Raw genomic sequence first — 26,613 nt, forward strand, 5'->3', positions numbered from 1 at the left:
TCTTCAATGTAATTCAGTATATTGCTCATGCTCCTGTACCAAAATCACTCTTTAATGTTCTTTTATCACAGAATGATACTATTTTGGAGATGTCTTTTGGATTGCAGTTTCAATGGAGTTAGCAACACAACGGGACAGTGAAGAAATTGTACGAGGGAAAAAATAAAACTTCCTGCTTCTTGACATCCAGCTATGCCAGTTGTTTTGTTGAGTGCTGTAGAACCCCTCTACATGATTCATACAGCGCTCAACAAAGTTCAGTTCCCACGCTACAACTGGCTAGAAATTAACAAAACTCAATAGAATTTCAGAAGATGTAGATAACTGGCATTTCTCTAAAAGCGATGCCTGCTTTGGGCTACGCTTACGCATCAGTAGATTGCAGAACCGCGAAAATTTGGAAAATGCTCCAAGTGCTGTGTTGAAGTACTTGGGGGAGTTGAAGCGAAAGTATTTGACGGAGGTAGAAGAGAAGGTGTTAGGTTTGATTGAGAAAGAATATGGAATTGATGATAGATTTGGCTTTGAGCTAAATAATGGTTATGACCGTAACTACCTATAAATGGACAATTAAACGTTATCACCAAGCAATAGAGGCAGGTATCTTTGATGACCAGTCCATTGAACTATTGCGTGGCGACCTGATTGTTATGCCCCCAGAACGAGAACCTCACGCCTACTACAACACAGAAGCAGCTGATTATCTTCGTACACTGCTTGGTGAACGGGTAAAAATCCGCGATGCCAAACCGATTACCTTACCCAACGATTCAGAACCTGCTCCCGATGTTGCGATTGTCAAACCTTTAGGTGAGGTCTACTTAGAACACCATCCTTACCCAGAAGATATCTTTTGGGTTATTGAATTTTCCAAAGCCACCCTGAGCAAAGATTTAGGTGAGAAAAAAGACATTTATGCTGAGGCTGGTATTGTTGAATACTGGGTTGTCAACCTGAAGACTCCGCAGTTAAAAGTATTTCGTGACCTAAAAAATGGGGAATACAAAACCGAACTGACATTAACCACAGGTACTATTTCACCCCTAAAGTTTCCTGATGTATCTGTCCAAGTTCAGCGTCTTATAAGTAAGACATAGTGCAACGCATAATTGAAAGGACGAAAGTATTACCAAACACCCACCAGTTAGGCGAAGTCTGCCAAATTTTTGCTAAGGACAACCCGGAACTCAGAGGCAAGGGTGGCTGCTGGGGGATTGTCAGCGCAGTAAACGAGTTTAGTTGCACCGTGAAAATGTGGGATGGCGAGTACACCATTAGGTTACAGCACCTCAAATCTTACAATTACCTGCCTGCTGAATGTGAGCAGATGCAGGTGATTTGCGATCGCATCAGTGGGGTGTATTCCGATTCGTTAGAGGAGACAGTCAAAAGTCTGTTGCAGTTGTTGGGGAAGGTAAATCGGCCTTATCTTACTGCTGTGGAAGAGAAATTGTTGAGTGTTGTGGAGTTGGAATATGGGAACGAGATAAAGTTTTAAGAATTATGGTCGTTTTTATATAGTAAGTGTGCAACAGGTTCTCGTTAGGCATCATGGTTGAAGTGTAATGCCAGATGCTCCTCATCAAAATATCTACCATCAATAAATAAAGCATTACGCTCAAAACCGAAACGCTCAAAACCCCGTGAGCTATAAAGAGAGGCGGCTGGTAAATTGTTTGTAGTGACCGTGAGAACGATCTGTCGCAGACCATTAAGCCGTCGAGCATGGGATAATGCCTCATCAAGAAGCGCGGCTCCAACACCTCGCCCTCGATTCTCAGGTAAAACATACATACTCCAGAGAGAACCAATGTGAACACGCTTCAAACGGTTCTCGCGTGAGAAGCCGAGCATACCAATAAGTTTGTCCGTGTCGCTAAAAGCACCGAAAATCCCGTTAGCAGAATTATCGTGAGGGCGAAGTCTGGCAGCAAAGTCGGCCAAAGAAAAACGGGATTCCTCCTCATAACTGGAAGCAAATGCTGTGGGCGAGTCTCTCAATGCTTGCAAACGTAGTTCGCGGTAAACGACGACATCTTGGGTGTTTAAAAATCTGATTTCCATAGATTTATGCACCATCTTTTAAATTAGTCTGGCACTTAATTAATTCAAAGAATTGCGAAATTTCTTTAGTCGAGCGAATATGATAAACATTTTTCATGCTTTGAGCCTGCTCGATATACTCACGATATTTTGGTGTCAAATATTTGTGACATAGCCAAAGTACGCGGTAGCTATTAAGCGAACTCCTCAATATTGGACTATTGTCAGGCCAGCCTGATGGCGGTTTAAAGTAACCTGTAATAAATCGTTTAGTTACCAGCCATCCATGCACATATAGAGGTAGATCGACAAAAATTAGAGTATCTGCCTCGTTCAGTCTTAGCCAGAGAGTTTCCATGCAGCCAAACCCGTCAATAATCCATCGGTCAGTAGCTAAAATTTGCTGATGGACGCGCCTATAATCTTCATGTGGAACCTCAGTTCCCCCTGATTGATATTTAATCTTGTCCAAGATGTGAAGTGGTAAATCAGTAATTTGGGATAATCTTTTGCTTAGAGTTGATTTACCGCCTCCAGCATTGCCAAACACCGCTACTTTTTTCATTCCCACTCTCCTTTTAGGGCGATCAAGTTCAAGCTGGCACAAGTTTGTTACGAAAGAATAAGAGCTTTACTTATATTACCTTTATAATACAAAATATATTACAGAAAAAATGTATTACTTTGCCCTGGTATCATGCACTGTCAAAACCTAGGGTGGCGAGTACGCTGTTGGTTTGCAGCATCTCAAATCTTACAATTACCTGCCTGCCGAGTGTGAGCAGATGCGGGTGATTTGCAATCGCATCAGTGGGGTGTATTCGAGTGGGCTGGAGGAGACAGTTAAAAGTCTGTTGCAGTCGTTGGGTAAGCTGAATCGACCTTATCTTACTGCTGTGGAACTGAAATTGTTGAAGGTTTTGGAGTCAGAGTATGGGAGAATACCCTAAACAATTTTGGAAAATTGACATCCAATGTCTTTGGATTGCAGTTTCAATGGAGATATCACCACAACGGGACATTCAAGAAGTTGTACGAGGGATAGGGCAAAACTACTTTCCGCTTTTGATCTCCCGTGCTACGCCAGTTGTCAAGCGAGTGCTGTAAAATCGCTCTACATAAACCTCTTTTATCACTTCTGCCAGAGAATAATCTAAAATTCTTAGAGAATAGGACTTTTGCGAAAAAAACTTGATTAGGTAAGTGTTGGCGCAGTAGATTGCAATATTGCTTCTATGACTTTTTGTCTTACGACTTTATTCTTGAAGCTTTATTTAGCGCAGCTTCATAAAGAATTGGTATCAAATTGATAATATTTTCTGGAGTCCGCTTGGATGAATTTGTAGCTCTAGATAAATATTGGGTAATATTACTTAGCTTATTTATCATGCTCTTTCTTTTTGGCTTAAGTTTCTGGTGTTATTGGTTCTCTGTAGGATATTTGGTTTCAAAAGAAAACATTTTTAATGATAGAGTTTTATCAAAAACTCAGTGAAAACCCAGATAAAGCTGCTGCCTTGCGTCATGCGATGCTAGCAACTATGAAAAAATACCCAAATCCCACAGATTGGGCAGCTTTTACCTTGATTGGTGTGTTGTAGTTCCAGATTAGTTTGATAAATTATGCGCTGTCTGACGACAAGCCGCTTCGCGTCTACGCTTACAGCTTTGTGAGCAATAACTTTAAGTAAAATGCGGTAAATTTGGAGACGTTTTGTTGAAGTTGCTGCTAATAATTTGGGAATAAAGTTAAATTTTGTGATGGCGAGTACCTTGCAATGAGAGGTGATTTGGAGGTGTAGTATAAGTAGTTACAGCCGACCACATTAAACTACGAAGTAGGTTGTAAGCCAGCAAGAAAACCTAAATTTCTTTGCGTACCATTGAGGGTGTTTTACATCGTAGAAAGTAATTATGGTATTGGCTTACTCGTCTTTTTGAAAGTATTTCATGAACCATTAAAAGGGAACTCTTAACAGGCAAGAGGGAACATGGAAATCCCCATAATTAAAATTAGGGGATTTGTACAAGGACGTATTTTTTCTTGCGCCTACTCGATGAAAAAAAATGTTTTTATTTTTTTTCATAAATAAATTTAGGGGCGCTACTCCCAAAATTCGGGCAGGTTTTTTCTTGCTGTTAAGAGTTCCCTCTTCCCTGCCCGAAGGGCTTGGTAAGCTTTTCCTACCTAAAAATTTTTTCGACAGCGCGTGCATCATCGCTCCATCCATGAAGCTCCATCTGATCCGGAAGTGATCGCTCAACCTGAGTTCGACGTAAGAAAAAGTCTGAGAATTAGACGGGGGTAAGGGATTAAGCAACACACGAGCGTTTAACTTAATGTCAACAAGCTTTAATAAATGAGAATATGATGTATTGATGCATATTTAGGCACTCAAAGTGGGAGAATGAATTTGTGATGAATTCATTATGGTGATGGGTACTGAAAAATCTCAAAAACCGGATCACAGGGGAGGAAGACGTGAAAATGCTGGCAGAAAACCAATATGATCACCCCTGCCAATGTTGATGACCGCAAAGCTGTACCAGAAATGACCAAAAATTTGTTTGGAAAACTATTTGGAGACCGAGGGTATATTTCTCATCAATTATTTGAACTTCTTTTTCAGCAAAATCTTCAACTTATTACAATTATTAAAAAAAACATGAAAAATCGTTTAATACCTTTACTCGATAAAATTTTATTGAGAAAGCGTTCTCTTATAGAAACGGTCAATGATCAATTAAAAAATATTTCTCAAATTAAACACACTCGTCACCGCAGTGTTGGGAATTTCATGGTTAATGTTATCGCTGGTTTAATTGCTTATACATATCAAGATAAAAAACCATCATTAAATTTAACGACAGAAGATTTAAATTCACTATCAGAAGTAAATTTCTTTCCTCGTGAACCTCTGGCGCTCACTATTATCTAATCTTCATTTATAAAACTCCATTTCTACCTGTCTTTCAGGCTTTTTCTTACGTCGAACTCAGGTTTTTATTAATAACAATGCTCTGAATCAAGATGATGAATATGCAGTTAGACACAACTTTGGAGCGTTATGAAGCAGCACTTCAAAGTCTAAAAGAGACTGGGAAGACTATTGAGATTGAAGAAGCTCTAATAATTTTAAATACGCGAGATGCAGTGCAGATAGCTTTGAAAGAACAGAAAAGCATCCCTACCAGTAGATTGCAGAAAGTTATTGAGTTAGATACTATCCTCAGAGAAAAAGCGCCACTAATTAGCAAAGTTATCAATGCTAAAACAGACAAGCAATTTGCTGAGTGGCGAGAAAGTGTGCAACCAAGTACAGAAGCTTGGTGGTGGAAGCTGGAAACTATCGTACCTCCACACCCTTGGGAGAAGTTGGATTGGCTGTGGAAATCACTCTCGGTTATTGGTTGGACTGCGAACCTCAGTTTACTAGTTAATATTGCTACTCGCTTTCTTAGTGGGAGTGGAGTAGAATTACTGGGTGTTGCAGCTGTGACTTTACCAAGTATCCTCGCTTTACTACAGGCTAGTAGCGAACTCACGAAAGCAGGTGAAGAAGGGTTTGAGAAGTTACTGGAAAAACTGAAGATTCCCAAACATTATCAACAAGAGGCAAAATTGGCTTCAACGGGAATAATGTTTGCAATTCTTATAAGCTTTTGGTTTGCTCTACCGTCAGTGTCAAAAATATACAACAGCAATGGGTTGAAAAATTATCGAAAAGGCGATTTAGGTTCGGCAGAAAAGGATTATCAGCGAGCAATTTCTTTAGATGAAGATAATATCGAAGCGCATTACAATCTGGGTAATCTTTACGAAGATTGGCTGGAGTTTGATAAAGCCAAAAAGCAGTATCAAGTAGCAGTAGCAGATGAACTACCGCAAGCTTATAACAATCTTGGTCGCTTGTACATCCAAGAAAAAAAGTATCCCCAGGCTGCGGTTTTACTAGCGAAAGGTTTAGTGCTGGCTGAGGAGAAAAACAGCACCCCAGAAATTAAGTATAGTTTGTTTAAAAATCTGGGATGGGCAAGGTTGCAACAAGGCAGGTATGAAGAAGCACAACAAACCTTGCAAGCAGCCATAAGTATCGCTGGGAACCCAAACGCAAAAAATTACATCTCCAATCCTGATGCAGCACATTGCTTGTTAGCACAAGCCTTGGAGAAGCTAAAACAGTCAACAGCCTTGGAAGAATGGTGGCAATGCAGTCAGTTCGGTTCCAGATTTGATGTTGATGAAGACACCTGGCTGCATCTTGCCAAAGAAAAGTTATCTAAATCAAAAGTACGTGAAGCAGGTAAATAATGCAACAATCGCAAAAATTGAATAGGTTTATTGGAATATTTTTTGGTATATTTTGGGTTAGTTTATCGACACCTGCGTTAGCACAAGAACAGAGGCTAAATTTTATTTCTGAGGTAAAGGGGAAAGTTGAAATTTTACGTGCTGTCCGAAAGAATTATCAGCCAGCATACCCAGGAGACTTTCTAAATCCTGCGGATAAATTGCGGTTGGCACAAGGTGCGTCAGTGAAAGTTGTTTGTAATAACTTATCGGTTTGGAATCCTAAATCGAAAGGAGAATTTGAGCTTGGCAAGGGCTGTCAATCTACAAATAGAACAGTTCTTATTAGACCAGGAAGCAATACCAGTGGCACCCGTAATGGAAATGACTCCAGGATACCCTATCTTATTAGTCCTCGAAATACAGCTATTTTAACTCAGCAACCTACTTTGAGTTGGAATCCTGTTAAAGGTGCTACTGGCTTTCGAGTACAAATTTCTGGGGGAGAAGTTAATTGGACTACGAATGTTAGCCAGCCGATGGTTATTTATTCTGGAAAGTCACCTCTAAAACTTGGTGTTTTTTATGATGTCGTTATTACTGCTAATAATGGTGTATCCACAAAAGATATAGATGACGACCCTACATTTATTGTGTTGAGTGACTCTGATATTCGGCAAGTCAAAACTGACATAGCACAATTGCAAAAGCAACCATTAAACAATGAGTCAAAAAATCTTGCCTTAGCACATCTGTATAGAAGTAGAGATTTGAATGCAGATGCAATTGATGTATTAGAAAAATTGGTAAAAGGTGGCAGCAAAACAACGGCTGTTTACCAGCTATTAGGAAGTATCTACCAGCACATCGGTTTAAATCTGTTAGGGAAGGAACGGTATTTAACAGCACTCAAATTTGCTCAGACTGAAAAAAATCTGGAAGCGCAGTCAACTATCCAAGCCAGCTTAGAGGAAATCAATAAACTCTAAGGTAGTCGCAGCAAGCATTACAGAGATACAAAGCTGCTATAGCTAGCTATCGCATTTTGGGAGATGAAGAACAAGTACGGAGACTACAGCAGCAATTGAACGGTTCGCAATCAAGAGTTTGAGCGTAATTTGCATATTTCAAAATACTTTAGGAGTTTAAGTATGGACTTTCGGTTTAACTATGTTTCCCTGATGACATCTCTCAAAATTATGAATACAAACATGCCCCAACTGCTCTTGAAGGGGTTAATTTTATCGCTGTTTCTATTTTCGTATTCAGAAACTGCCAACGGCTATCCCAAACCAACACTTACAAACCCAACCCCACAAAAGATAACTCAAAATAATACCCCAGACAGCAACCGCGCAGCAGCACAAAAAGCAGAAGCAGAAGCCGAAAAGTTAAAAGTAGGGACTACACCAATTACTCAAGTCATTGCTAAATGGGAAGAAGCCCTAAAATATTGGCGTTTAGCAAAAGATCGCAAAAAAGAAGCCAAAATACTTAATACAATTGCTCTATTTTACTGGTTTCGAGGAGAATATCCCAAAGCTTTGGGATATGCTCAGAAGGCACTACCTATTTGTCAAGCTTTAGGGGATAAGGACTGTGAAGGAACAGCCATTAATTTACTTGCCCTGACTTATGAGAAATTGGGAGAATATCAAAAAGCTATCGATAATTATCGGCAAGTTCCATCACTGTTGCCTGAACCTCCCGATTTACTACCTAGCACTTTAAAGAATATTGGGCTGATTTACGGTAATCAATTAGGCGAAAAACAGAAAGCGCTGGATTCTTACAACCAAGTTTTGGCTTTTTGGAAAGAAAAAGGCGATGTTCTCCAACAAGCTGGAATACTTGAATATATTGCTGGTTCTTATACCCAATTAGGTGAAATAAACAAAAGCCTTGAAATGCTTAAGCAAGCTAATACTCTCGACCCAGAATTTAAAAGAGACACAAGCATTTCAAATTTAGCTTACTTCGGGTTAGCAAGCTCAATTTGTACAGATAAATTAGCATCATTAAAAAAGCCTCCCAAGATTGAGCAACCAAAGAATTCCTCAAATCAATCAGCAACCCCTAATTCTGACCCAGCTAATACCAATCTTATCGAAGACTTCAAACAAAAAGCTCAAAAATGGCGCACGCGAGAAATTCTTAGCGCTGAAGCGGATTTTTTGACACCTCTTGGTGATGAATATTACAGAATCGGGGAATATACAAAAGCCATTGAAGTTTATCAACAAGCACTAAAGCTGAGACGAATCATGGGTGGTAAACCCAAGGAAGCAGACACACTTAGCTATATTGCTGATATTCTAAAAAAGCAAGGTAAAAAACAAGAAGCGATTAATTTCCTCAATCAAGCGTTAGATATTCAACGTCAGATTAAAACTCGTCCAGAAGAAGCAAATACTTTAACGACTCTCGGTGATGTTTACTCATCTTTAGGGGCGTATCCTGAGAGTTTACATGTTTATAATCAAGCATTATCCTTATGGCAAATTATTGGTAATCGCAGCAGTGAAACTTCTACTCTAAGCAACATTGGTGATATTTATCGAAAGTTGCAAGATTACCCACAAGCCCTGAATTATTATCAGCAAGCCTTGTCTACATCCCAAAAAACCGGAAACTGTAACAAAGAAGCCATATTATTAAGCCAAATTAGTCGAAATTATCTCAATTCTGGAGATTACCAACAAGCAATTAGTGTTGGCAATCAGGCTCTAGCTTTATCTGGTAATTTAGAGATTGATGAGTATAAATTAGCTATAGAAGCAGGGATACTTAATATCCGCGCTCAAGTTAAGATTAAACAAGAAAATTATTCCCAGGCTCTAGAAGACTCTCAAAAAGCTAGAAAAGTAGCACAAAAATCAGGCTTTAGGGACATAGAGGGGAAGGTGATTACTGTAACCTCGGAAGCTTACGCATCTCTCAAACAACCCCAAAAAGCCATCCAAAGCTATCAAGAACAACTTGCTCTCTATAGTGAAATGGGCTTACTTCCCGAACAAGCCCAAAGTCTTTATAATATCGCCAAACTGCAACGCCAAAACAAGCAACTTCCAGAAGCCCTCACCGAGATAGATAAAGCAATCGAAAAAATCGAAAATATCCGCAAAGAAGTCGTTAGTGAAGATTTACGAACTTCCTTTTTTGCCACCGTACAAGATTATTATCAACTGAAAATCGACATCCTGATGGAAATGCACAAAAAAGACCCATCAAAAGGAAATGATGCCAAAGCACTTTTAACAAGCGAAGCTTCCCGTGCTAGAGGACTTGTAGAACTCCTCGCAGAAGCAAACGCTAATATTCGTGAGGGTATTAAACCAGAATTACTGGAAAGAGAACGTAACATACAGCATAAACTTAATGCTTTAGAACAACAACAACTAAAGTTAGTAAGCCTTCCAAACACCGAAAAACAGATTGCAGATATTAAGCAACAAATTGAGAAAGTTTTAAACGATTACCAAGAACTGCGAACCGAAATTCGTATCAATAGTCCCCGCTATGCGGCTTTGAAGTTTCCTGAATCACTAACCCTAAAAGAAATTCAGCAAAAGATACTGGATGAGAATACATTACTTTTAACATACTCCCTTGGAGAAGAACGCAGTTACCTGTGGCTTGTCAGTAAAACGGAAATCCACAATTACGAACTTCCCAAACGTGCTGAAATTAAAGAGGAAGCAAAACAGTTTCATAAATCCCTAACAATAAAGCCAGGTCTATTCAACTCACAAAAAATTTCTAATTCTGCTACTAAACTGAGTCAGATGCTGCTGCAACCCGTCGCTAATAAATTAGGCAAGAAGCGTCTATTGATTGTCAGCGATGGGGCGTTGCAATATGTACCTTTTAGTGCTTTGCCTGTATGTAAAGATGCTACTTGTAAGGTCTCTACACCCTTACTAGCAAACCACGAAATTATTAACTCCCCTTCAGTGTCTACCATTGCTATTCTTCGCTCACAACAACAGCAACGCAAACCCGCACCCAAGACACTTGCAGTGTTAGCCGATCCAGTTTTTAGTAAATATGATACACGCCTGAGTCCCAAAGGCAAACAATATACCTTCCCCGCAAAAGTTCAACCCAACAACCAAAATAACAACATAGATAGTTTGCTGTTACAGCGCTCTGCTAGTGAATTAGGCGTTAAATTTACATCTCTGCCATTTACAGGCGAGGAAGCGGAAAATATTTTTTTAGAGCCAGAATCGAGCATAAAAGCCTTGAGATTTGATGCTAATCGTGCGTTTGCAATGAATCCTCAACTGAGCCAATACCGCTATATACACTTTGCTACTCATGGCATTCTCAATAGCACCAATCCCAAATTATCTGCTGTGGTTCTTTCATTGGTAAATAAAAAAGGTGAGGCAGAAAATGGCTATTTGACGCTTAATGACATTTTTAACCTGAAATTACCAGCCGAATTAGTTGTCCTTAGCGCTTGCGAAACTGGATTGGGTAAGGAAGTCAGAGGAGAAGGCTTGGTAGGATTGACAAGAGGCTTTATGTATGCAGGTAGTCCAAGATTGGTAGTTAGTTTGTGGAAAGTCCAAGATCAGGGGACATCGGTATTAATGAAGAAATTTTATACAAAAATGCTACGGCAAGGGTTAAAGCCTGCGGAAGCCTTACGAGCAGCACAACTGGAAATGTTGCAGTCGGAGGAATATTCTGCACCCTATTACTGGGCAGCGTTTACACTGCAAGGGGAGTGGAGGTAATTTACTCAGTACTGAAAAATATAATTACCAGCGTCAACAGTATTAATAAAAACCTGAGTTCGACGTAAGAAAAGGACTGAAAGACAGGTAGAAATGGAGTTTTATAAGCGATGCCTGTGGTGGGTTACGCCTACACATTTACCATCTACATTCAAAAGCTGTATTGCGATTGACTTTGAGCAGAATTAACCGAGTAAGAAATTAGCGATCGCCTGCATTTAGAGCGCCGTGTGGAAAGAGCGTTTTTTGAGGCAGGGAAGGCATTGGCCAAATTACGCGATCGCAGATTATATCGTTCCACGCACAAAACCTTTGAAGAATATAGCGGTTCTCGTTTGAGTGAAATACAAGATGTGGGAAGATGATGAAAGTCATAGCAAAGTGCATCTAGGATGAAAGCATACTCCACTGACCTCCGCCAAAAAGTAATTGATGCGTATAAAAATCAAGAAGGTTCTCAGCGAAACCTCGCGTCAAGATGAGCGTGTGAGTTTAACTTTTATCCAAAAATTACTGAAGCGATATCGAAGTAGTGGGACAGTTGAGCCGAAGGCACATGGAGGGGGTAACAGAGCTAAACTCAGCAGTGAACAGATGGCACTGGTAGTTGCTTTGGTGGAAGAAGATAATGATGCAATTCTGGTGGAGTTGTGTGAACGGTTAAAAGAGCGGACAGGTGTCAAAGTTAGTCGCTCCACAATGGGCAGAATTACCCAAAAGTTGAATCTGACACGCAAAAAAAAACATTGCACGCTAGCGAAAAATACACAGAACGAGTCCAAAAACTTAGAGCAGAGTATTGGACAACCATTGGCTCAGTCTTGCTAGTAGTTCGCCAAGTGAACTTGGCGGGGTAAAGGGGAAGGGGGAAGGGGTAAAAGGTTTAAATCCCAAACCCAGTTCCCTTTCCCCTTTACCCAGTCCTCACTTAGCATTTTTGGGTTGGCAGACTACTAGAGGACTTGATATTTATCGATGAGGCAGGAGTTAATATTGCGATGACCAGACGTTTTGCTCGTTCGCCTCAAGGTAGTCGTGCTTATAGTGATTCTCCTAATGCTCGGGGAAAAAATGTGACAATGATTGGAGCCATGTCAACACAAGGCATCATTGCTGCCATGACTTTTACTGGCGGTACTAATGCGTCAGCATTTCAAACCTATGTCACTCAAGTTTTGGTTCCAAGTCTCTGGCCTGGCGCAACTGTTGTTATGGATAACTTCAGTTCTCATAAAGTAGCCGGTATCCGAGAAGCTATTGAAGGTGTTGGCGCGAAGCTCGTCTACTTGTCTCCTCCCGCCTCCTGATTTTTCACCAATTGAAAACTGTTGGTCTAAGGTGAAAGAGTTTTTGCGTTCGCTTGCTGCTAGAACTTATCAAGAATTAGATCAAGCGATTACAGATGCCTTCAATGCTGTGACTAAAAAAGACATTATTGGCTGGTTTACCCACTGCTGTTACTATATTGCACCCAACTGAGAACCGCTATATTGCCGCGATAGGTTTGGTCATAGTCGTCGCCAGTCCTATCTTTTAATGGATGCGGCTGTTGTTTTTGATAACTTGGTTGAAATTTGTGATCAATTTGATCACAAATTGCCGACAGCAGAGGGGCAAGTTCGACCCATGACAAAGCTTGAACCCCACCAACAGCTAAAAGCGTGGCTAAGAGCAGTAGAACTTGCTGGTGGGAAAGTGCCGACTGGCAGAATCGTTAATAGACTTGTCGCTTTATAAAAAATTGGTTGGTATCTGAAACCTTTGCTCTGTCTGGCTCGAAAAACTCAGAACCTTTATTAGGCGACAAGTCTAATAGTTCAGCCAAACTCAGTCCTACTTTTGTGCTTCCTTGTTCCAATATTTTATAAGCAAGCTCTCTGTCCCTAACCAATCTGCAATCCGCACTAATGCGCCAAGCAATAAATGTTGAACTATTAGCGGTGGTCCAACAAGAACAATATCCGCTTTCTTGAGCAATAGTGCAAAGTACATCAGATTAGTTGGCATACCTTGATGATTAACCTTGCCGTCAATTGCTAGACCAAACATCCCTCTGATAAACTTTTCAAACCCTTCGCCAGGAGAGTTTTCACTTGTAAACGTTACCCAATTATCAAAAGGATTGCAAAAACTGTGTTGTGTACCAGCAGGAACATGAAGAGCTTCTCCTGCCCGCAGTGTTCGTCGGTTTCCTGAATGCCCAACTTCCATTTCTAGAGAACCCTTGAGTACAGTAAATGTTTCACTCATGGTAGGGTGGTAGTGCAATGGGCTGCCTTTAGCTCCAGGTGGTAAGTCAAAGCGGATCTTTACATATCTCCCATTTTTTCCCAGTGTTGAGTGTAAAATAGTCATCTGGTCGCCAGTTACCGGATTAATGATAAATTCTGGTTGTTGGGCAGCAATCAAAACTGGAGCAGTAGTTTTTGCTTGTACATTTGTAGGTTCCATCCTAAAAAAAACTCCTTTGTAAATTTTGTGTTTTTGTTTGATACAGTGCTGTTTAGCTACATTTCAAATGTATAGTTTCTAGAAAGTCCTAAATTGACTTTCCCTGCCAAAAAATTGACTGTTTACGCCTTTCAAGAAATACTCACCAACTCATGAAAGAAGCGACTTTCTCCGTTTATATTACGCGAGGCATTGTTCAATATGCAGCAGCAAAGTACGGAGTTGATGCTGATAGCCTATGTGCTGCTGTTGGAATTGAGCCTGCGTTACTGAAGATGCCCGATCAGAGGATTACAGGAGAGCTTCATAGCGCAGTCTGGTGTGAGGCTGTTCAACAAACAGGTGATCAAAACCTTGGATTACACATGGGTGAAGCCTTTAACCCAGCGACTTTCGGTATAGTTGGTTATGTGTTGGTCAATTGTCAAACATTCGAGCAAGTGCTGGAAAAACTCTCTCGCTATACTCATTTGTTCAGCCAGGGAGCTTATATTCACTTCAGCGTGTCCCAAGGATTTGTGCTTTGCGACTGTGATATTGTAGGCGATTTAAAAAACTACTTGTTAAAAGAACCTCGGCAGGCGATTGAAAGCACCTTTGCATCATTGCTGACAGCAACGCAGATGTTGACAGGAAAGTCACTTGCTCCCCAAGCTGTCTGGTTTCAACACTCGCCTCCTGCTGACATTTCTGACCATGCACGTATTTTTGGTATAGGTGTTCGGTTCTCGATGCCAAAGAATCGAATCATTTTCAATGCTAATTGTCTAAATTGGCCAGTGCTATCAGCAAATTCCAACCTACTTCCGGTCTTTGAGCAACATGCACAAGCAATGCTTGATGCTATAAATCGAGAGTCTAATTACACCCGACAAGTAGTACAGGCACTCACACAACAATTGAAAGGAGAACTTCCGTCTCAAGAAGTGTTTGCTCGCAGTTTAGCAATTAGCGTTCGGCAATTGCAACGCGAGTTACAAGCTGAAGGTACATCCTACCAGCAACTACTAGATGAAACTCGTAAACAGCTAGCCTTACGACATTTGAAAAATCCAGATAGTTCAATTTCCGATGTAGCATTTTTGTTAGGATTCTCTGAGCCTAGTGCCTTTCATCGTGCTTTTAAACGATGGACAGGACAAACTCCACGGAATTATCGTGGAGAGTGAATCTGCTCTTAGTAGCTGTATTAGCCTTATTTCCAGAATTTACAGTTGTATTATCTGCACCAGTGGTTATTGCAGGTTTCAATGCCTTATTTGGCATGAGTATTGCGATGCCAATAGTACAATCGCTACTCCGTCATGCTCAAGCTGGTGGTTTTTGTGATTTGAACGATAATTTAGCCAAACGGTCACGAAATACTTCACTCTGTACTAGGACAACATATAGTTCAAAGCTATAAATGGAGTTCAAAAAACTCAAAACTTAATTACAGCAAGGAACATGGTCAAATAGTTCATTTGTACCGTACCGTAATGAGAGAGAAATAAAAATTCAGATTTCAGGCGATCGCTTTATCACTCAATTTTTGGCTAAACATATTTTTGAACCATATTGTAGGCATTTTGAATTATATTTTGACCGAAAGTTTAAAATTTTCGACTAAATTAGTGTGTCTTGCTCGGCATTTTTTACCAAGTCTAAAAATAAAACTTTTGGTCGTATTATGGTTCACATTTAAAACACGCGGACATAATTTGATTCATAAAGCTAAGTTATTGATTGGCTCAAAAGCTTGAAATTACGTTAACTTTTGGTCACGTTATGGTTCAAAATTTGGTCACGCAGGGGGTAAAATCACAGTTTTGGTACAGAAACTGCTGATGCTTACAGAAATGCGCTTGGTGGATCTGCGCCTACTTGAAATCTGCGACAAATTTTAACTGGAGTGCTGGTTTTAGTTCAAGGCTAGTTTCGTTTGTCTTGACAGCTAATCATACGAAAAAAGTTGAATATTGTTACAATCTCTACATTTACGCGCCCGCAGCTTTTCGCCTTCCCCCCACCCAGCCCCATCAGCACGGAAATACACCCACTGACTTACTGATTCTCCAACTGTACGACCCCAAACAAAATTTTGTGAACCGCAGATAGGACATGGCGTTTCTTGTGGGCTAAAGTTTTTGTGATTCGGTTGGTTGTTCATGAACTTACCCCGATAATTTCTGAGTGCAATCTTCAGCAGCTATTGGTCCAGAGTGCGTAGGTGTAGCCCGCCGTAGGCATCGCTATCATTTGAGATTGAATTACCTGACTGATAATTTTATTTCCAACAATCATCACCGTAAAAGACTTTCTGTTGTCCGTTGGGTAAAAATCTCGCGCACCATCCGTTTCTAACACGCCATCTGTCAACAGCAATTCCAGTAAGCATGACAACTACTGCACCGAAAGCTATGGCTAACCCAACACGCTGCCAACGGAAGTTGCGTTTGTTTTCTTGAGTTTTCATCTGCATAGTAAATTTGTGGCTGTTCAATTATGCGCCGGGGTGAGCCAGTTTTTTGCACAGTTACGGTGGTAAGTCATCAGCACCAGAAATAAATCCTGTCTCTTTGAGCATCTGTTGTAGTTTTGTATGAGGAAATTTTATGTCCTTGTTGTTATTTTTATACATATCAACAAAGAAGTCTTGCATCAGCGCAATAATGCTGCGGTATTTGACGATGCAAGTAACATAAAACTCATCTAACTTCATGATCCCATCAGCGTGTATCTGCTCAATGCTGTCAAGTAATATAGATCCTAGTTCATAAGGTTTTAAACCTTCTTTTATCTCATATTTTTCCATTATCCTACGTTTATCTTTCTCAGAGCATAAATCATATCGTGAGCGAATAATATGACCAAGATTCCGCAAAACTTCTCCGTAGTCGTAAAATTGGTTATGCTTAAAAAAAGATTCTTCATCTTTGGTTAGCGAAAAACTCTTATCAAGTACTAAACCAAAATCAGTCAAATATATCTGCTTGCCGTCAGTAAGGATGTTGCGAAAATGTGCATCGAAGTGAATAATTCCCTTTCTCCTCAAAAAGGTAATCGTCGTGCATAATTCATCTAAAGGTTGCTGAAGTTTGCTAGAGTTTTCTTGCAACCATGTTTCCAGGACATACGGTATGTACTCTAAAAACAGAACCAATTCATAGTTGGCGTTGGCTCTATCTAACACATAATTCTCGATACTCGCATTATTACCCCAATACTCCACAAAGCTTTTGTGATTTTCCATATCGATATTCTCGCGTTGGCCAAAGAACGGAATAATTCGATAATGGTACATTAGGGGAAATGTGGCGTTCGCTCCTTCTAATACCCAATTAGTAGTCTTAATATGTGTTACAAGTTCACGGAAGACACCCAAACCAATAGAACCAACACCGTAGTTAAAGTAAGTTGGTAAGTCATACAGATTTTTGGTAGAAAATAGGTTTTCGTATTCGATATCCGTAATCGGAATGCGCTTGACAAAAATTTTGAATTGTCCAAGAACGATGGTATGATTTCGCCCCGAACTTGAACTTGATGTACCTGGCTCATTATTGTCAAACAAAGAACACAATTGCGTATTATTCAACCCAGCAAGTTGTGAACTAAGCTTGAAGTAACTTTTGGTTCTAAGTTCTAGATAGTTTTTAACCATTTTTTTCGTTCAGACGCAACATAAATATATAGAGGAGCTTAGTCTAAAATCTAGATAATGCTTCACTCTTGCGCCTCAGTAAACTTTTGTTGATATTCTTTATACTCTCTGTCTTTATGCTGCCAGTATTTCTCAACTGTTTCTTTAGCAGCGATTGCACTATCGTATTCATCTCCACCTTGGCTTAACAATCGCTGTTTAGTTAGCTTTCGTAAGTCAGAAACAACTTTACCATTAACTTTACGCGTCTTTGACCAATCTAAAATTGGTTGTGGATAATAACTATTGTTAATGTATTTCTCCTGTTCAATTTCTGGTAAACTATAGCCCCGCAGTTCCGGTATCCAGTGGTAAATAAAGTCTCCTTGAGGGTCTTTTTCAGCAATATTCTTTGACGGGTTATAGATGCGGAAAGTATCGCTAAGTGGATTCGTTGCACCAGCCTGCATCTGCCATTGCCAATTATTAATTGCTAAATCTCCATCTACTAAATAGTTCATATAATTTCTAGCACCGTGATGCCAGGAAATACCACAGTTGATAGTTAAAAACGTGGCACACATTGCCCTCATCCGAAAGTTCATCCAGCCCATCGTTTGAAGTTGCCGCATACTTGCGTCTACCAAAGGGAAACCTGTCATTCCTTGCTGCCATGCCTGGAATAATTCTTGTTTTGCAGGTGATAATTCTGATGGTGTATACAAACTATCAAATTCCGGGTAACGGTTAGTGTAAGCAATTTCTGGATGGAAATAGAGCCGCCCAGTAAAACTATCATGCCAACGCAAACGGTCTCGAAATGTTTTGAGGGAGAATTCCGCTTTGGGTTGAGCTTTTAATTCTTCTGCTAAGGCTTTAGTGCTTTGGTAAACAGTGCGAGTTGAAATAGTCCCAAAGGTTAGGTGTGGTGATAAATGAGATGTTGCACCAAGCTGTGAGAGCATTGGGCGAGAAAGTTTCCAATGGTAGCCAGAGTATCTTTTCTTGAGAAATGAGTCTAGTTGAGCTTGTGCTTGTGTTTCACCCCCTGAAAAGTAAACTTTCCCTAATGCCCAAAAGCGATGGTATTTCTGTTTAAGTTCTTCAAATGTTAGCCGTGGTAGATTGAATGTGATTTGAGGCGTATTAATAGTTGCTGGTGTTTTATATTGAGATTGTCTTTGATAGGTGTAGTATTCGTTAAACCACTCGTCACGTTGCTCTGCTGATTGCAGAAAGTTATTTAGTCCAATGTGGTAATCAAGGTTAAACTGTTTGTAGAAATCAACTATAGTTTTATCCCGGCTGATACCATATTCTACCTGTACATCACGGTTAAAGAAAAGTTTGGGTTTATATCCTGCAATGATTAACTGCCTAGTCAACTCTTGCACGATGTCTGTAGAATTACCTTCAAATAAGTACAGCCGATTACCTAACTTTTGCAGATTTGAATCGAGATTTTCCAATGACTCAAACAAGAAGCGGACTCTAGCAGCTCCGACATCAGCCCAGGTATAAAACCAAGGGTCAATAATGAAGAATGGCAGAACTCTTGCATCATTATCAGATGAAGAGGTGACAATTTCATTATCAGTTAAACGCAAATCTCGACGAAACCATAGAAGGTGCATAAAGGTGCATAGTTTAATTTACTACTACTATAATACATTTGTACCAACAGGTAATTTTGCTGGGCGTTGTTGAGTATTTATAGCAGATGTAAACTATTCTGACTGCGCTGACTTTACACAGTGCAGCGAACCGAACAAGTAAGTTCTAGTTATAAAACTGCAAGGATAGCGGATGTGGGGCAATACTTAAAAGTTAAAAGTTTACATGAGGGCACATCTGCCCTCATTTTTAAGATGGATATCAGGTAAGTGTGCGTTAGAATTGAATGAGTGGCAACTTGACTGACTTGAAGCTAGATTAAAGAGTCGAGGGTAAAAGTTGCTCACAGGGCAAAGTTTAATAATTGGGTCATTGATAAGTTTTTTATACAGCATTCGTGGTAAGCAATAAAAGTACTGTCAAAGAAACTGTATGCAAACGGTATAACCCAGAACTAGCGATGTACAAGATTAATATTTACAGGCTTTAAAAGTATGGCTAAGGTAACAATTTCAATTGGGTTAACTGATACAGAAGTCAAAGCTTTATCGGCAATGCAGATTTCCGAAAATGAGTCATTGAATCATACAGCGACAAGATTGCTCCAGGGAATCCTGGGTCAGACAAAAGCTGGACTGACGTTATCTAATGGTGATGAAATTAAGGAAATAGTTAAACAGGAAGTAAATGCTTTAGCTGTGTCTACAACTAATGGGGAAGAGATAAAACAGGTGATTAAGCAAGAGATGGCAGATGCGATCGCTCAGATAAAGGACTTAATAGAAAAGTGTGATGGTGGAATTGCCCTACCAAAGCAAGAGGCTATTTCTGTTGAGCAGCAAGTCTTACCAGATTATTCAGCAATACGCGAAAATATCCTTTCTAAATTGAAAACAGGTAAGCAGTCAGCAGCCAAGGTAATTGACGCTTTTATTGAGGAACTGGGTGCTGTCAAGGAGCAACAACAGCCAGCAACTGTGGAATTAGATGTAGCGAGTTAGGTTTTTTGGCTCTTGCGTTGGTTTTATGTTACAGCATTAAAATAGCCGTTTTATAGAAAGGCTCAAAAATTTAAAATTCAGTCATAGCAAAGAACATAGGCTTTGATTAGATTTTATTTATTATTCGACTCCATAAAAGGAACTGAAGAGCCGGTTTTTTGTGCTGGCGACTATTAACCAGTCAACTTAATCACACCTTGGCTGACTAAATTTTCAAGCTGAGAATGATGCTGTGTTTGCTCCCGTAGCAACTTGAGTTGCTCGTAAGTGAGAATGTGTAATCCGGGACGAACAACATAACCTTGAATTGTAATGCTTTGTGGCTGCTTGCTATCGGTGCGGTTGTAGGAAATTGAAGGCATATTTACAATTACGTAAGTTAGAACTGATTAGTAGAAGAAAGTTTGATTCTTCATTCTCTTACAGCTTCACACAATTTCTTCTTAAAAGGTGATTATAGAATCAGTCAAAGCCAAAATATGTGGGATATTCTCAATAGAAGCGCTTTATAGTCATAGCCAAGATGAACCAAATAGCAATAGACATTCACAATTAATTGCAGTTCATAATCCGGTTTATACTGTGCAATAAAAAAACTGCCCTAGACGAAAGTTGGAGCAGTTTTTGAGAGAAGTAAATTGTATTAAGACAATTAATATTGTCTCCGATTTATTCATAGTAAGTACAGTCATTTAATACTATTCATCTCATGTTTCTTCGCGTTTTAGCTCGTAATTAAGAACAACAATCCCACAGTCAAATGATGTAGCTTTTACTAATGTCAGATATTGTTTGCTGTCAAGTTCTTTAAAAATTGTCATTCCGTCACCAATTGCAATTGGATTAACGAATAAATGAAACTCGTCAATCAATCCTTGTTTGATTAGAGTCGATACAAAGGTCGCGCCGCCATAAGCGATGATGTCGTTACCATCTTGTTTTTTTAATTTAGTGATTTCGTCAACAAGGTTGCCTTTTGCTAAAACGGTATTGTTCCATTCTGACTTATCAAGCGTTTTGGTAAAAACAACTTTGTGTGTGTCCGTAAATTTCTTACCGGCTGTAAACTCCGGGTCATCAGGATTTGCAGCCACGCTACCCCAGTAAGGAATGAACCCTTCGGCAAGTTTTCGTCCAAGAATAATGCAGTCAACAGGTTCAGTTATATTTTTGACATATTGTTTTAATTCGTCGTCCCAATTCCACGCCATAAAGTCCATTTCACCCTTTAGTCCGGCGATGTATCCGTCAACGGTCATTTGTACTTGAAGTTTTAATTTTCTCATTGTCGTATTCTCCTTTGGGATGAGTTAGGTTTATTTTCAGCCCCTTCTATAGTACATAAGTACTGTATAAATGTCCTATCTCTTGTGGCCGAATATGAAGATGGGTTTACCTAATCGAAAATGAAACTGTTACACCAATTAGACGGTTCTGGAGCAAAATAGCGATTATCTATCGCGCCAAATCGATACAGCATTAGCTGTGCATTGTTAATTTTCGTATGTTGCTAGAAATTATTCCTTTTCCCCTTTGCTAATAAAAGCTACTAATGCTAGATTTCCAATATTTGCAATACTTCAGGGTGATTTATGAACAAAAGTGAACTAGTGGATGCTGTAGCAGCAAAAACCAACATCACAAAAAAGCAAGCCGATGAAGTCATCAGTGCTTTTTTGTCAGTTGTTACCGAGGCTGTAGCCAATGGTGAAAAGGTAACGCTCATTGGGTTTGGGTCATTTGAGCGACGCGAACGCTCAGAACGTGAAGGGCGTAATCCGAAAACCAATGAGCCAATGACTATCCCAGCGACTAAAGTGCCTGCGTTTTCTGCTGGAAAACAGTTTAAAGAAAAAGTAGCGCCATAGATGAATTGCTTTACCACTGGCTATCCAATCACTGTAAAGCTGTAACTCTCGCTTTTCTCAAGACAGCGTGGGGCAACGGTAGATGGAATGTGAGTGTCGAATTGCAGATGTAAAAAAAGCGCGATGGCGTAACCGCCCGCCTTCTTGCGATCACTACACTAACACCTGCCTTCGTGATGCCTTTTCTCGGAGCATCTTCTGTTGTTTATCAAAATCATCCAAACCTTACTATTAACTTCTTTCTTATTGATTTCACAATTGCCTACTCTCGAACCAAAATTTATTAATTTAAAAAACCAATTAGAAAATCAAGGGTTTCAGATAATAATTGAGCTACCACCAAAGCGAGGAACTTATGGATTATTGAGAGAGGCTGACAAAAAAATTTGGATTAATCCAGTAGTTTTTGAGCTACATATTAGTACTCAAACTCTAATTCATGAAGCAGTTCATGCTGCACAAGTATGTGCAGGGAAAGGGAAAATAAAAACTTTAGGTCTAAATATTCAGCCGAGTAATTATGCTCGACCTTTTTTTATGCGCTATATTGATGTTCACAGGCAAGATTTAGAAAGAGAAGCCTATGCAGTACAAACTCAACCTAATAGTTATGAACTAGCTGTATCCCTTCTTCAAAGATATTGTAAATAGCTTTTAGCATAAAAGTAATGTATGTTTATAGACTCTACTGTAGAAAGTAAAGCAGTAGAGTATCTCATAATAGCTCGATATTTTCTCCCAAACTTTTAACCAACAATTTTAGGGATATAATTTTCATGTGTTGCTTCCCACAACCCAATGGAATTAAACTGGTTAGCAGGTTGACCAACGCGATCACTGCTGATTTTTGGGAATTTTAAAATAGCGTTGCAATTTTGGGGAAAGCGAACTTCTAGTCATCACCAGCCAGAACACAGCCAAAGCAATAGATGTGAAATGAAAAGCGCACAATATTATGTTGAGTTATTCAAATATGTAATATCTATAATCAGAGGTAGCTAAACTCACCCACATTTGTGAAATGCTGTAATCAGTGCGATATCTAAGGAGAGGATCTCCATGACATCAAAAGGCAAGAAAAAGACCTCACGGCGTGGTTTTCTCCAAGGGGCGGCTATTAGTACAGCAGCTTTAAGTGCAGCAGAGTTACTAAAAAAAGAAGTGGCAGATGCTGCAAGTCCTGGACAGGATCAGGCAATCCCTCTCCAAAGTACTGAATTTGATTTTATTCAGAAATCGGCTGCCCTAGAGCCAGACAAGATTGTAGATAGTGCTTGTCAATTCTGCAATTCTCTGTGCCGATTGAAAGTTCACCTTAAAGACGGGCGGATTATAGATGTCTTAGGTGAACCAAATGACCCAGTACAGGATGGTGGGTTTTGTATCAAAGGGCCAATGATGACCCAGCTAGTCTACAATCGTTTTCGCTTGAAAAGCCCAATGAAGCGGGTTAGTGGAAACAAAGGTGACAGCAGTTCTAAATTTGAGCCAATTTCTTGGGATGAAGCACTTTCAATTATAGCTAGCAAGTTTTTGGCACTCAGGGATGCAGGTGAAGCTAGAGCGATCGCGAACAAAACCTCTGGCAGACTCCCACGGGGGACAGGTTCTCTGGTCGGACGCTATTTTAGTATGCTGGGCAGTCCTAATAATACCGATGTTGGGCCTGTATGCAACGATGCAGGTGGCAATGCTTTGGCATGGACATTTGGCTTGGGTAATTTTACAAACGGTTACGGAATCGATGATGTGACTAAAAAAGAAGATTTGGGAAGTGCCAAATTCTTTCTGTTTTTAGGTACGAATCAAGCAGAAACCCATCCTGTAACCTTTGCCTATCTTCTCAGAAGTCGTGTTCAGACCAAAGCCAAATTAGTAGTTATCGACCCGCGCTTGACTCCTACAGGAGCGCAAGCTGATGAGTGGATTGCACCGAAACCACACACTGACTTGGCTTTGGTTTTGGCAATGCTCTATCACATTGTGACTAACAACTTATACGATACTGGCTTTGTAAAACGATGGGTACTAGGTTTTGATGAACTGAAAAATCACCTAAAAAGCTTCAGCTACACACCAGAGTGGGCAGCCAAAGTGACGGATGTTCCAGCATCAAAAATTAGGTCGATAGCTGAAGGTTATTCCAAAACTAAGCCTGCTGCGATTTTCTGTAATGCCGGAATTTCTCATCAACTAGGAGCTTTTGACACTTACCGTTGTTTAACCTTTCTGGCTGCGATTACAGGCAACATTGGGATTAATGGTGGTGGTTGCAATTTTATGCACAATACCTGGCCAGGGGAATTGAAGTTGCCAGCGATTATTGGTAAAACACCTAGCAAAGATATTGCACTACCAGTTGGGCCAGATTATTTTGCGGAATCGATCATTTCAGGTGAACCTTATCAACTCAAAGCGATCGTTACTCAGGGGAATCCTCTGTTGGCTTGTTCAGACACAATTAAAGTACAACAGGCTTACCGCCAATTAGAATTTTATGTTTACACTGGATTGTTTATGGAAGAGTCAGCGTACTATGCTGATATTATTTTGCCAGTAACGAGTGGTTTTGGAATGGAAACCGTTTATATGCGGCGGGATGATCGAGCAATCCGTTGGCAAGAACAAGTGGTTACTCCGGTAGGTGAGTCCAAACCAGATTGGCATATCTGGATTGATTTAGCACACGCCACAGCGAAATTAGACAAACGCAATCCGCCTGAATACTGGAGGGACAACTTTCCTGATTCTTGGAAAGACTATCGTCAACTGTGGGCAACTTTTCTAACCAATACTCCAGGAATGGGAGGTATGACCCAACAGAGACTATCTCAAAGAACAGAACCCTTGCGTTGGCCTTGTCCCACAGTAGATCATCCTGGTGTCAGCACACTTTACCTAGATGATGCATCTTGGTATGAAGCCGCATCAGCTCTTAACCCTGATAATATTGGTAAGCGATTTTTAACTCCCAGTGGGAAAGTAGAAATTTATACTCCTCAATTACAAAGTCGGCTAGCTGAGGCTGGACACTCTGCTCTGCCAAGCTTCTATACCCATCCAGAGGTAATAGGTAAGCATCCTACCATTGAATACACATCTGAGTTGGTAAAAAATCCTGTAAATCCAGAGGCACTGACTCAAAACATTAAATTAGGAAAAATGACTTCTGGTGAGGTACATAAAGAGTACCCACTAATGGGAATGACTGGCAGACCAAGTGTAGTTCATTTCCACTCTGTAACTCACTGGACTTATACGGGTAAGCAAATGAATGGTGTTCGATTGGTACAAATTCACCCAGAAGCTGCGAAAAAAGTAGGCATTAAAAATGGTGATGAAATTATAGTTGAAAGTCCCAGAGGAGCAATCACTGGCACTGCATTGGTTTGGTCAGGAATTCGAGAAGATACTATTTTTGTCCCTGGCTGGTTCGGGCCTGGGCAGAAAATGGCAGAAGAGTTTGGAACTCCCTACTATGAGTCAGTTAATATCTTGATAGATAAACAATATTATGACAATCTCTCAGGACAGCAGGCATTTAAATGTTTTGCCTGCCGAGTCAAAAAAGCATAAGAATTACTTGTTCTTTGATTTTGAGTATCTCCCCACTTATTTCAACCAAATATGTGTCTTGATGATATCGTGATTGCTCGTGCCAGCCTCAGCGATGTTACTGGAATTCTCAAGTTGGCGCAAGCCAATGACGCAGAACATGGTGGTATGTTGTTAGGTCATCTTGAGCCAGAGGCAGTGATGATGACCATATCTAAAATGCCGAGCATTGTAGCCCGCAAAGATGGGCAAGTTGTAGGATTCTTACTCAGTTGGTCAAAGGCAACTGCTAATTTACCAATTATAACGGTAATGTTACAAGCCTACGCTGGTACAAAAGATTCTTACTTATATGGCCCCATCTGTGTTGATGAAACTATGCGAGGGCAAGGTATTGCTGCGGTAATGTTTGCTAAATTGAAAGATTTTTTACCAGAACGGGAAGGGATACTGTTCATCAAGGCAAACAACAAAGCATCACTTCAGGCACATCAAAAGATGGGTATGTGCAAGATGGCAGAGTTCATCTATGAAGGCACTGAATTTTTGGTATTCGCCTATAATGGCTAACTACTTGATAGGTTTGGGTGATTCGAGCGACGCGTAGCTTGCCGCCGTAGGCATCGCTTTTAAGAGCGAGGGGCGTAATCCGAAAACCAATGAGCCAATGACTATCCCAGCTACCATTGTGCCTGCGTTTTCTGCTGGAAAGCAGTTTAAAGAAAAAGTAGCGCCATAGATAAATTGTTTTACCACTGGCTATCCAATCACTGTAAAGCTGTAACTCTCGCTTTTCTCAAGACAGCGTGGAGCAACGGTAGATGGAATGTGAGTGTTGAATCGTAGATGTTGCAGATGGCGTAGACGCGCAAGAGGCAAGTCGAGTGACATCGCTTACGATTACTGCTTAGTGCTACGATTGCTGAGTCCAAATTTATGTAGATCCTATTTATTATTCTGAGGCAGATTGATAATATTCCCCAGCGCCCACCGCACTGGGGAATATTTTTAATTTCCTTTCAGCTTAATCGCTTGTTTGTCCTCTGGGTTTTTGCGTATGACCTCGTTTAACCACTAGAATATCTTTTCTAAATACGGGAAATTTTATGTAAATTCAACCACATTCACCTGACGAAAGTTTACAATATAATTACTGAAACTAATCTAGTTACAACCAACAGGCTTTGGTTTGACCCATGACTGATAATAAACAAGTTGTCTCCCAACTCATTCAACAAAAACCAAGACGTGTTTTGGTTGTAGCTCCAAGTGAACTCGCTATCCACTACCGTCACAGACAATCCTTTCAGACACTGCCTACTAAAAGCCAATTACATTTTCAAAGTCATCGCTAAATTGTCCATCGTCAGCGCTATGTTGTTTGGCATCAGTGCATTGGGCTATTGGGGATTAGAAATCGTTG

At 40.2% G+C, this 26,613-nt stretch carries 28 protein-coding genes and 2 pseudogenes; 21 read left to right on the plus strand and 9 right to left on the minus strand.

Features of this window, described 5'->3' with window-relative positions; translation table 11 throughout:
* Positions 1-379: 379 nt before the first annotated feature.
* From V7K69_RS28505 to V7K69_RS28515, 3 genes are read left to right on the plus strand one after another with little or no spacing between them, the layout of a single operon-like run.
* A complete protein-coding gene (locus V7K69_RS28505) occupies positions 380-562 on the plus strand; it encodes a hypothetical protein (protein WP_335040748.1) in 183 nt (60 codons plus the stop codon).
* Positions 543-1,097, plus strand: coding sequence for a Uma2 family endonuclease (locus tag V7K69_RS28510; RefSeq protein ID WP_335040750.1), 555 nt, complete (start codon positions 543-545; stop codon positions 1,095-1,097). The genes V7K69_RS28505 and V7K69_RS28510 overlap by 20 nt, the downstream gene beginning before the upstream one ends.
* Positions 1,097-1,498 carry a hypothetical protein gene (locus V7K69_RS28515; protein ID WP_335040753.1) on the plus strand — a complete coding sequence of 134 codons (402 nt, stop codon included), beginning with the start codon at positions 1,097-1,099 and terminating at the stop codon, positions 1,496-1,498. The genes V7K69_RS28510 and V7K69_RS28515 overlap by 1 nt, the downstream gene beginning before the upstream one ends.
* 44 nt (positions 1,499-1,542) lie before the next feature.
* Here the strand turns inward: V7K69_RS28515 and V7K69_RS28520 are convergent, their stop codons facing one another.
* Together V7K69_RS28520 and V7K69_RS28525 are read right to left on the minus strand one after the other, a co-directional pair.
* Positions 1,543-2,079, minus strand: coding sequence for a GNAT family N-acetyltransferase (locus tag V7K69_RS28520; protein WP_335040755.1), 537 nt, complete (start codon positions 2,077-2,079; stop codon positions 1,543-1,545).
* Complete coding sequence (locus tag V7K69_RS28525; protein ID WP_335040757.1) at positions 2,069-2,608, minus strand: adenylate kinase; 540 nt, start codon at positions 2,606-2,608, stop codon at positions 2,069-2,071. The genes V7K69_RS28520 and V7K69_RS28525 overlap by 11 nt, the downstream gene beginning before the upstream one ends.
* Positions 2,609-2,976: 368 nt before the next feature.
* Here V7K69_RS28525 and V7K69_RS28530 point away from each other — a divergent pair, with 368 nt between their 5' ends.
* The 10 genes and pseudogenes from V7K69_RS28530 to V7K69_RS28575 all read left to right on the plus strand — a co-directional run bounded on the left by V7K69_RS28530 (position 2,977) and on the right by V7K69_RS28575 (position 12,558).
* Complete coding sequence (locus tag V7K69_RS28530; protein ID WP_335040760.1) at positions 2,977-3,150, plus strand: hypothetical protein; 174 nt, start codon at positions 2,977-2,979, stop codon at positions 3,148-3,150.
* 359 nt (positions 3,151-3,509) lie between these two features.
* Positions 3,510-3,644, plus strand: coding sequence for a CHAT domain-containing protein (locus tag V7K69_RS28535; RefSeq protein ID WP_335040762.1), 135 nt, complete (start codon positions 3,510-3,512; stop codon positions 3,642-3,644).
* A gap of 909 nt (positions 3,645-4,553) precedes the next feature.
* Positions 4,554-4,982: pseudogene (locus tag V7K69_RS28540) on the plus strand (transposase); the annotation flags it as partial.
* 101 nt (positions 4,983-5,083) lie between these two features.
* Positions 5,084-6,355, plus strand: a complete 1,272-nt coding sequence (locus tag V7K69_RS28545) for a tetratricopeptide repeat protein (protein WP_335040764.1) — start codon at positions 5,084-5,086, stop codon at positions 6,353-6,355.
* Positions 6,355-7,323 carry a tetratricopeptide repeat protein gene (locus V7K69_RS28550; protein WP_335040766.1) on the plus strand — a complete coding sequence of 323 codons (969 nt, stop codon included), beginning with the start codon at positions 6,355-6,357 and terminating at the stop codon, positions 7,321-7,323. Before V7K69_RS28545 ends, V7K69_RS28550 begins: the two co-directional genes overlap by 1 nt.
* A 162-nt stretch (positions 7,324-7,485) precedes the next feature.
* The gene (locus tag V7K69_RS28555) at positions 7,486-11,079 is read left to right on the plus strand and encodes a CHAT domain-containing protein (RefSeq protein ID WP_335040768.1); all 3,594 of its coding nucleotides are present in this window, start codon (positions 7,486-7,488) and stop codon (positions 11,077-11,079) included.
* A gap of 230 nt (positions 11,080-11,309) precedes the next feature.
* Positions 11,310-11,444, plus strand: coding sequence for a hypothetical protein (locus V7K69_RS28560; protein WP_335040771.1), 135 nt, complete (start codon positions 11,310-11,312; stop codon positions 11,442-11,444).
* A 67-nt stretch (positions 11,445-11,511) separates the two neighbouring features.
* Positions 11,512-11,907 (plus strand): helix-turn-helix domain-containing protein, encoded by a 396-nt coding sequence (locus V7K69_RS28565; RefSeq protein WP_335040773.1) that lies wholly within the window; start codon positions 11,512-11,514, stop codon positions 11,905-11,907.
* A gap of 134 nt (positions 11,908-12,041) precedes the next feature.
* Complete coding sequence (locus V7K69_RS28570; RefSeq protein ID WP_335040775.1) at positions 12,042-12,386, plus strand: transposase; 345 nt, start codon at positions 12,042-12,044, stop codon at positions 12,384-12,386.
* Positions 12,387-12,429: 43 nt separating this feature from the next.
* Positions 12,430-12,558 (plus strand): hypothetical protein, encoded by a 129-nt coding sequence (locus V7K69_RS28575; RefSeq protein ID WP_335040777.1) that lies wholly within the window; start codon positions 12,430-12,432, stop codon positions 12,556-12,558.
* A gap of 354 nt (positions 12,559-12,912) precedes the next feature.
* On the opposite strand, the gene V7K69_RS28580 is transcribed toward V7K69_RS28575, so the two are convergent.
* Positions 12,913-13,530, minus strand: a complete 618-nt coding sequence (locus V7K69_RS28580) for a cupin domain-containing protein (protein WP_335040779.1) — start codon at positions 13,528-13,530, stop codon at positions 12,913-12,915.
* A gap of 152 nt (positions 13,531-13,682) precedes the next feature.
* On the opposite strand from V7K69_RS28580, the gene V7K69_RS28585 reads away from it, so the two are divergent.
* Positions 13,683-14,699: an AraC family transcriptional regulator gene (locus V7K69_RS28585; protein WP_335040781.1), complete on the plus strand. Its 1,017-nt coding sequence runs from the start codon at positions 13,683-13,685 to the stop codon at positions 14,697-14,699.
* Positions 14,696-14,935: a hypothetical protein gene (locus V7K69_RS28590; protein ID WP_335040783.1), complete on the plus strand. Its 240-nt coding sequence runs from the start codon at positions 14,696-14,698 to the stop codon at positions 14,933-14,935. Before V7K69_RS28585 ends, V7K69_RS28590 begins: the two co-directional genes overlap by 4 nt.
* A gap of 528 nt (positions 14,936-15,463) precedes the next feature.
* Here V7K69_RS28590 and V7K69_RS28595 read toward each other — a convergent pair.
* The 4 genes from V7K69_RS28595 to V7K69_RS28610 form a co-directional block, all read right to left on the minus strand.
* On the minus strand, positions 15,464-15,679 hold the full coding sequence (locus V7K69_RS28595; RefSeq protein ID WP_335040785.1) for a hypothetical protein: 216 nt from the start codon (positions 15,677-15,679) through the stop codon (positions 15,464-15,466).
* A gap of 117 nt (positions 15,680-15,796) precedes the next feature.
* A complete protein-coding gene (locus V7K69_RS28600; protein ID WP_335040787.1) occupies positions 15,797-15,991 on the minus strand; it encodes a hypothetical protein in 195 nt (64 codons plus the stop codon).
* Between the two features lie 54 nt (positions 15,992-16,045).
* Positions 16,046-17,173 carry a hypothetical protein gene (locus tag V7K69_RS28605; protein ID WP_335040789.1) on the minus strand — a complete coding sequence of 376 codons (1,128 nt, stop codon included), beginning with the start codon at positions 17,171-17,173 and terminating at the stop codon, positions 16,046-16,048.
* Between the two features lie 62 nt (positions 17,174-17,235).
* Positions 17,236-18,786: an FAD-binding domain-containing protein gene (locus tag V7K69_RS28610; protein WP_335040791.1), complete on the minus strand. Its 1,551-nt coding sequence runs from the start codon at positions 18,784-18,786 to the stop codon at positions 17,236-17,238.
* Between the two features lie 474 nt (positions 18,787-19,260).
* Between V7K69_RS28610 and V7K69_RS28615 the strand changes: the two genes are divergently transcribed.
* Positions 19,261-19,767: a hypothetical protein gene (locus V7K69_RS28615; RefSeq protein ID WP_335040793.1), complete on the plus strand. Its 507-nt coding sequence runs from the start codon at positions 19,261-19,263 to the stop codon at positions 19,765-19,767.
* A 173-nt stretch (positions 19,768-19,940) separates the two neighbouring features.
* On the opposite strand, the gene V7K69_RS28620 is transcribed toward V7K69_RS28615, so the two are convergent.
* Together V7K69_RS28620 and V7K69_RS28625 are read right to left on the minus strand one after the other, a co-directional pair.
* Complete coding sequence (locus V7K69_RS28620) at positions 19,941-20,129, minus strand: hypothetical protein (RefSeq protein WP_190937864.1); 189 nt, start codon at positions 20,127-20,129, stop codon at positions 19,941-19,943.
* Between the two features lie 345 nt (positions 20,130-20,474).
* Positions 20,475-21,053 (minus strand): dihydrofolate reductase family protein, encoded by a 579-nt coding sequence (locus V7K69_RS28625; RefSeq protein ID WP_334775930.1) that lies wholly within the window; start codon positions 21,051-21,053, stop codon positions 20,475-20,477.
* A gap of 306 nt (positions 21,054-21,359) precedes the next feature.
* Here V7K69_RS28625 and V7K69_RS28630 point away from each other — a divergent pair, with 306 nt between their 5' ends.
* From V7K69_RS28630 to V7K69_RS28650, 5 genes and pseudogenes are all read left to right on the plus strand, one after another.
* The gene (locus tag V7K69_RS28630) at positions 21,360-21,635 is read left to right on the plus strand and encodes an HU family DNA-binding protein (RefSeq protein ID WP_335040796.1); all 276 of its coding nucleotides are present in this window, start codon (positions 21,360-21,362) and stop codon (positions 21,633-21,635) included.
* A gap of 201 nt (positions 21,636-21,836) precedes the next feature.
* Positions 21,837-22,286: a hypothetical protein gene (locus tag V7K69_RS28635; protein WP_335040798.1), complete on the plus strand. Its 450-nt coding sequence runs from the start codon at positions 21,837-21,839 to the stop codon at positions 22,284-22,286.
* Between the two features lie 408 nt (positions 22,287-22,694).
* Complete coding sequence (locus V7K69_RS28640) at positions 22,695-25,211, plus strand: molybdopterin-containing oxidoreductase family protein (protein WP_335040800.1); 2,517 nt, start codon at positions 22,695-22,697, stop codon at positions 25,209-25,211.
* 51 nt (positions 25,212-25,262) lie between these two features.
* The gene (locus V7K69_RS28645; RefSeq protein WP_335032456.1) at positions 25,263-25,760 is read left to right on the plus strand and encodes a GNAT family N-acetyltransferase; all 498 of its coding nucleotides are present in this window, start codon (positions 25,263-25,265) and stop codon (positions 25,758-25,760) included.
* A gap of 67 nt (positions 25,761-25,827) precedes the next feature.
* Positions 25,828-25,929 (plus strand): annotated as a pseudogene (locus tag V7K69_RS28650) (HU family DNA-binding protein); the annotation flags it as partial.
* Positions 25,930-26,613: the final 684 nt, after the last annotated feature.

Source organism: Nostoc sp., from assembly GCF_036917775.1.
GTDB lineage: Bacteria > Cyanobacteriota > Cyanobacteriia > Cyanobacteriales > Nostocaceae > Nostoc.

What these genes read in the sequence shown, in the direction of transcription:
- V7K69_RS28510 (WP_335040750.1), top strand. Translation starts at nt 543, where the DNA reads ATGACCGTAACTACCTATAAATGGACAATTAAACGTTATCACCAAGCA.
- V7K69_RS28520 (WP_335040755.1), bottom strand. Translation starts at nt 2,079, where the DNA reads ATGGTGCATAAATCTATGGAAATCAGATTTTTAAACACCCAAGATGTC.
- V7K69_RS28525 (WP_335040757.1), bottom strand. Translation starts at nt 2,608, where the DNA reads ATGAAAAAAGTAGCGGTGTTTGGCAATGCTGGAGGCGGTAAATCAACT.
- V7K69_RS28530 (WP_335040760.1), top strand. Translation starts at nt 2,977, where the DNA reads ATGGGAGAATACCCTAAACAATTTTGGAAAATTGACATCCAATGTCTT.
- V7K69_RS28535 (WP_335040762.1), top strand. Translation starts at nt 3,510, where the DNA reads ATGATAGAGTTTTATCAAAAACTCAGTGAAAACCCAGATAAAGCTGCT.
- V7K69_RS28545 (WP_335040764.1), top strand. Translation starts at nt 5,084, where the DNA reads ATGCAGTTAGACACAACTTTGGAGCGTTATGAAGCAGCACTTCAAAGT.
- V7K69_RS28550 (WP_335040766.1), top strand. Translation starts at nt 6,355, where the DNA reads ATGCAACAATCGCAAAAATTGAATAGGTTTATTGGAATATTTTTTGGT.
- V7K69_RS28555 (WP_335040768.1), top strand. Translation starts at nt 7,486, where the DNA reads ATGGACTTTCGGTTTAACTATGTTTCCCTGATGACATCTCTCAAAATT.
- V7K69_RS28565 (WP_335040773.1), top strand. Translation starts at nt 11,512, where the DNA reads ATGCGTATAAAAATCAAGAAGGTTCTCAGCGAAACCTCGCGTCAAGAT.
- V7K69_RS28580 (WP_335040779.1), bottom strand. Translation starts at nt 13,530, where the DNA reads ATGGAACCTACAAATGTACAAGCAAAAACTACTGCTCCAGTTTTGATT.
- V7K69_RS28585 (WP_335040781.1), top strand. Translation starts at nt 13,683, where the DNA reads ATGAAAGAAGCGACTTTCTCCGTTTATATTACGCGAGGCATTGTTCAA.
- V7K69_RS28595 (WP_335040785.1), bottom strand. Translation starts at nt 15,679, where the DNA reads ATGAACAACCAACCGAATCACAAAAACTTTAGCCCACAAGAAACGCCA.
- V7K69_RS28600 (WP_335040787.1), bottom strand. Translation starts at nt 15,991, where the DNA reads ATGCAGATGAAAACTCAAGAAAACAAACGCAACTTCCGTTGGCAGCGT.
- V7K69_RS28605 (WP_335040789.1), bottom strand. Translation starts at nt 17,173, where the DNA reads ATGGTTAAAAACTATCTAGAACTTAGAACCAAAAGTTACTTCAAGCTT.
- V7K69_RS28610 (WP_335040791.1), bottom strand. Translation starts at nt 18,786, where the DNA reads ATGCACCTTCTATGGTTTCGTCGAGATTTGCGTTTAACTGATAATGAA.
- V7K69_RS28615 (WP_335040793.1), top strand. Translation starts at nt 19,261, where the DNA reads ATGGCTAAGGTAACAATTTCAATTGGGTTAACTGATACAGAAGTCAAA.
- V7K69_RS28620 (WP_190937864.1), bottom strand. Translation starts at nt 20,129, where the DNA reads ATGCCTTCAATTTCCTACAACCGCACCGATAGCAAGCAGCCACAAAGC.
- V7K69_RS28625 (WP_334775930.1), bottom strand. Translation starts at nt 21,053, where the DNA reads ATGAGAAAATTAAAACTTCAAGTACAAATGACCGTTGACGGATACATC.
- V7K69_RS28630 (WP_335040796.1), top strand. Translation starts at nt 21,360, where the DNA reads ATGAACAAAAGTGAACTAGTGGATGCTGTAGCAGCAAAAACCAACATC.
- V7K69_RS28640 (WP_335040800.1), top strand. Translation starts at nt 22,695, where the DNA reads ATGACATCAAAAGGCAAGAAAAAGACCTCACGGCGTGGTTTTCTCCAA.
- V7K69_RS28645 (WP_335032456.1), top strand. Translation starts at nt 25,263, where the DNA reads ATGTGTCTTGATGATATCGTGATTGCTCGTGCCAGCCTCAGCGATGTT.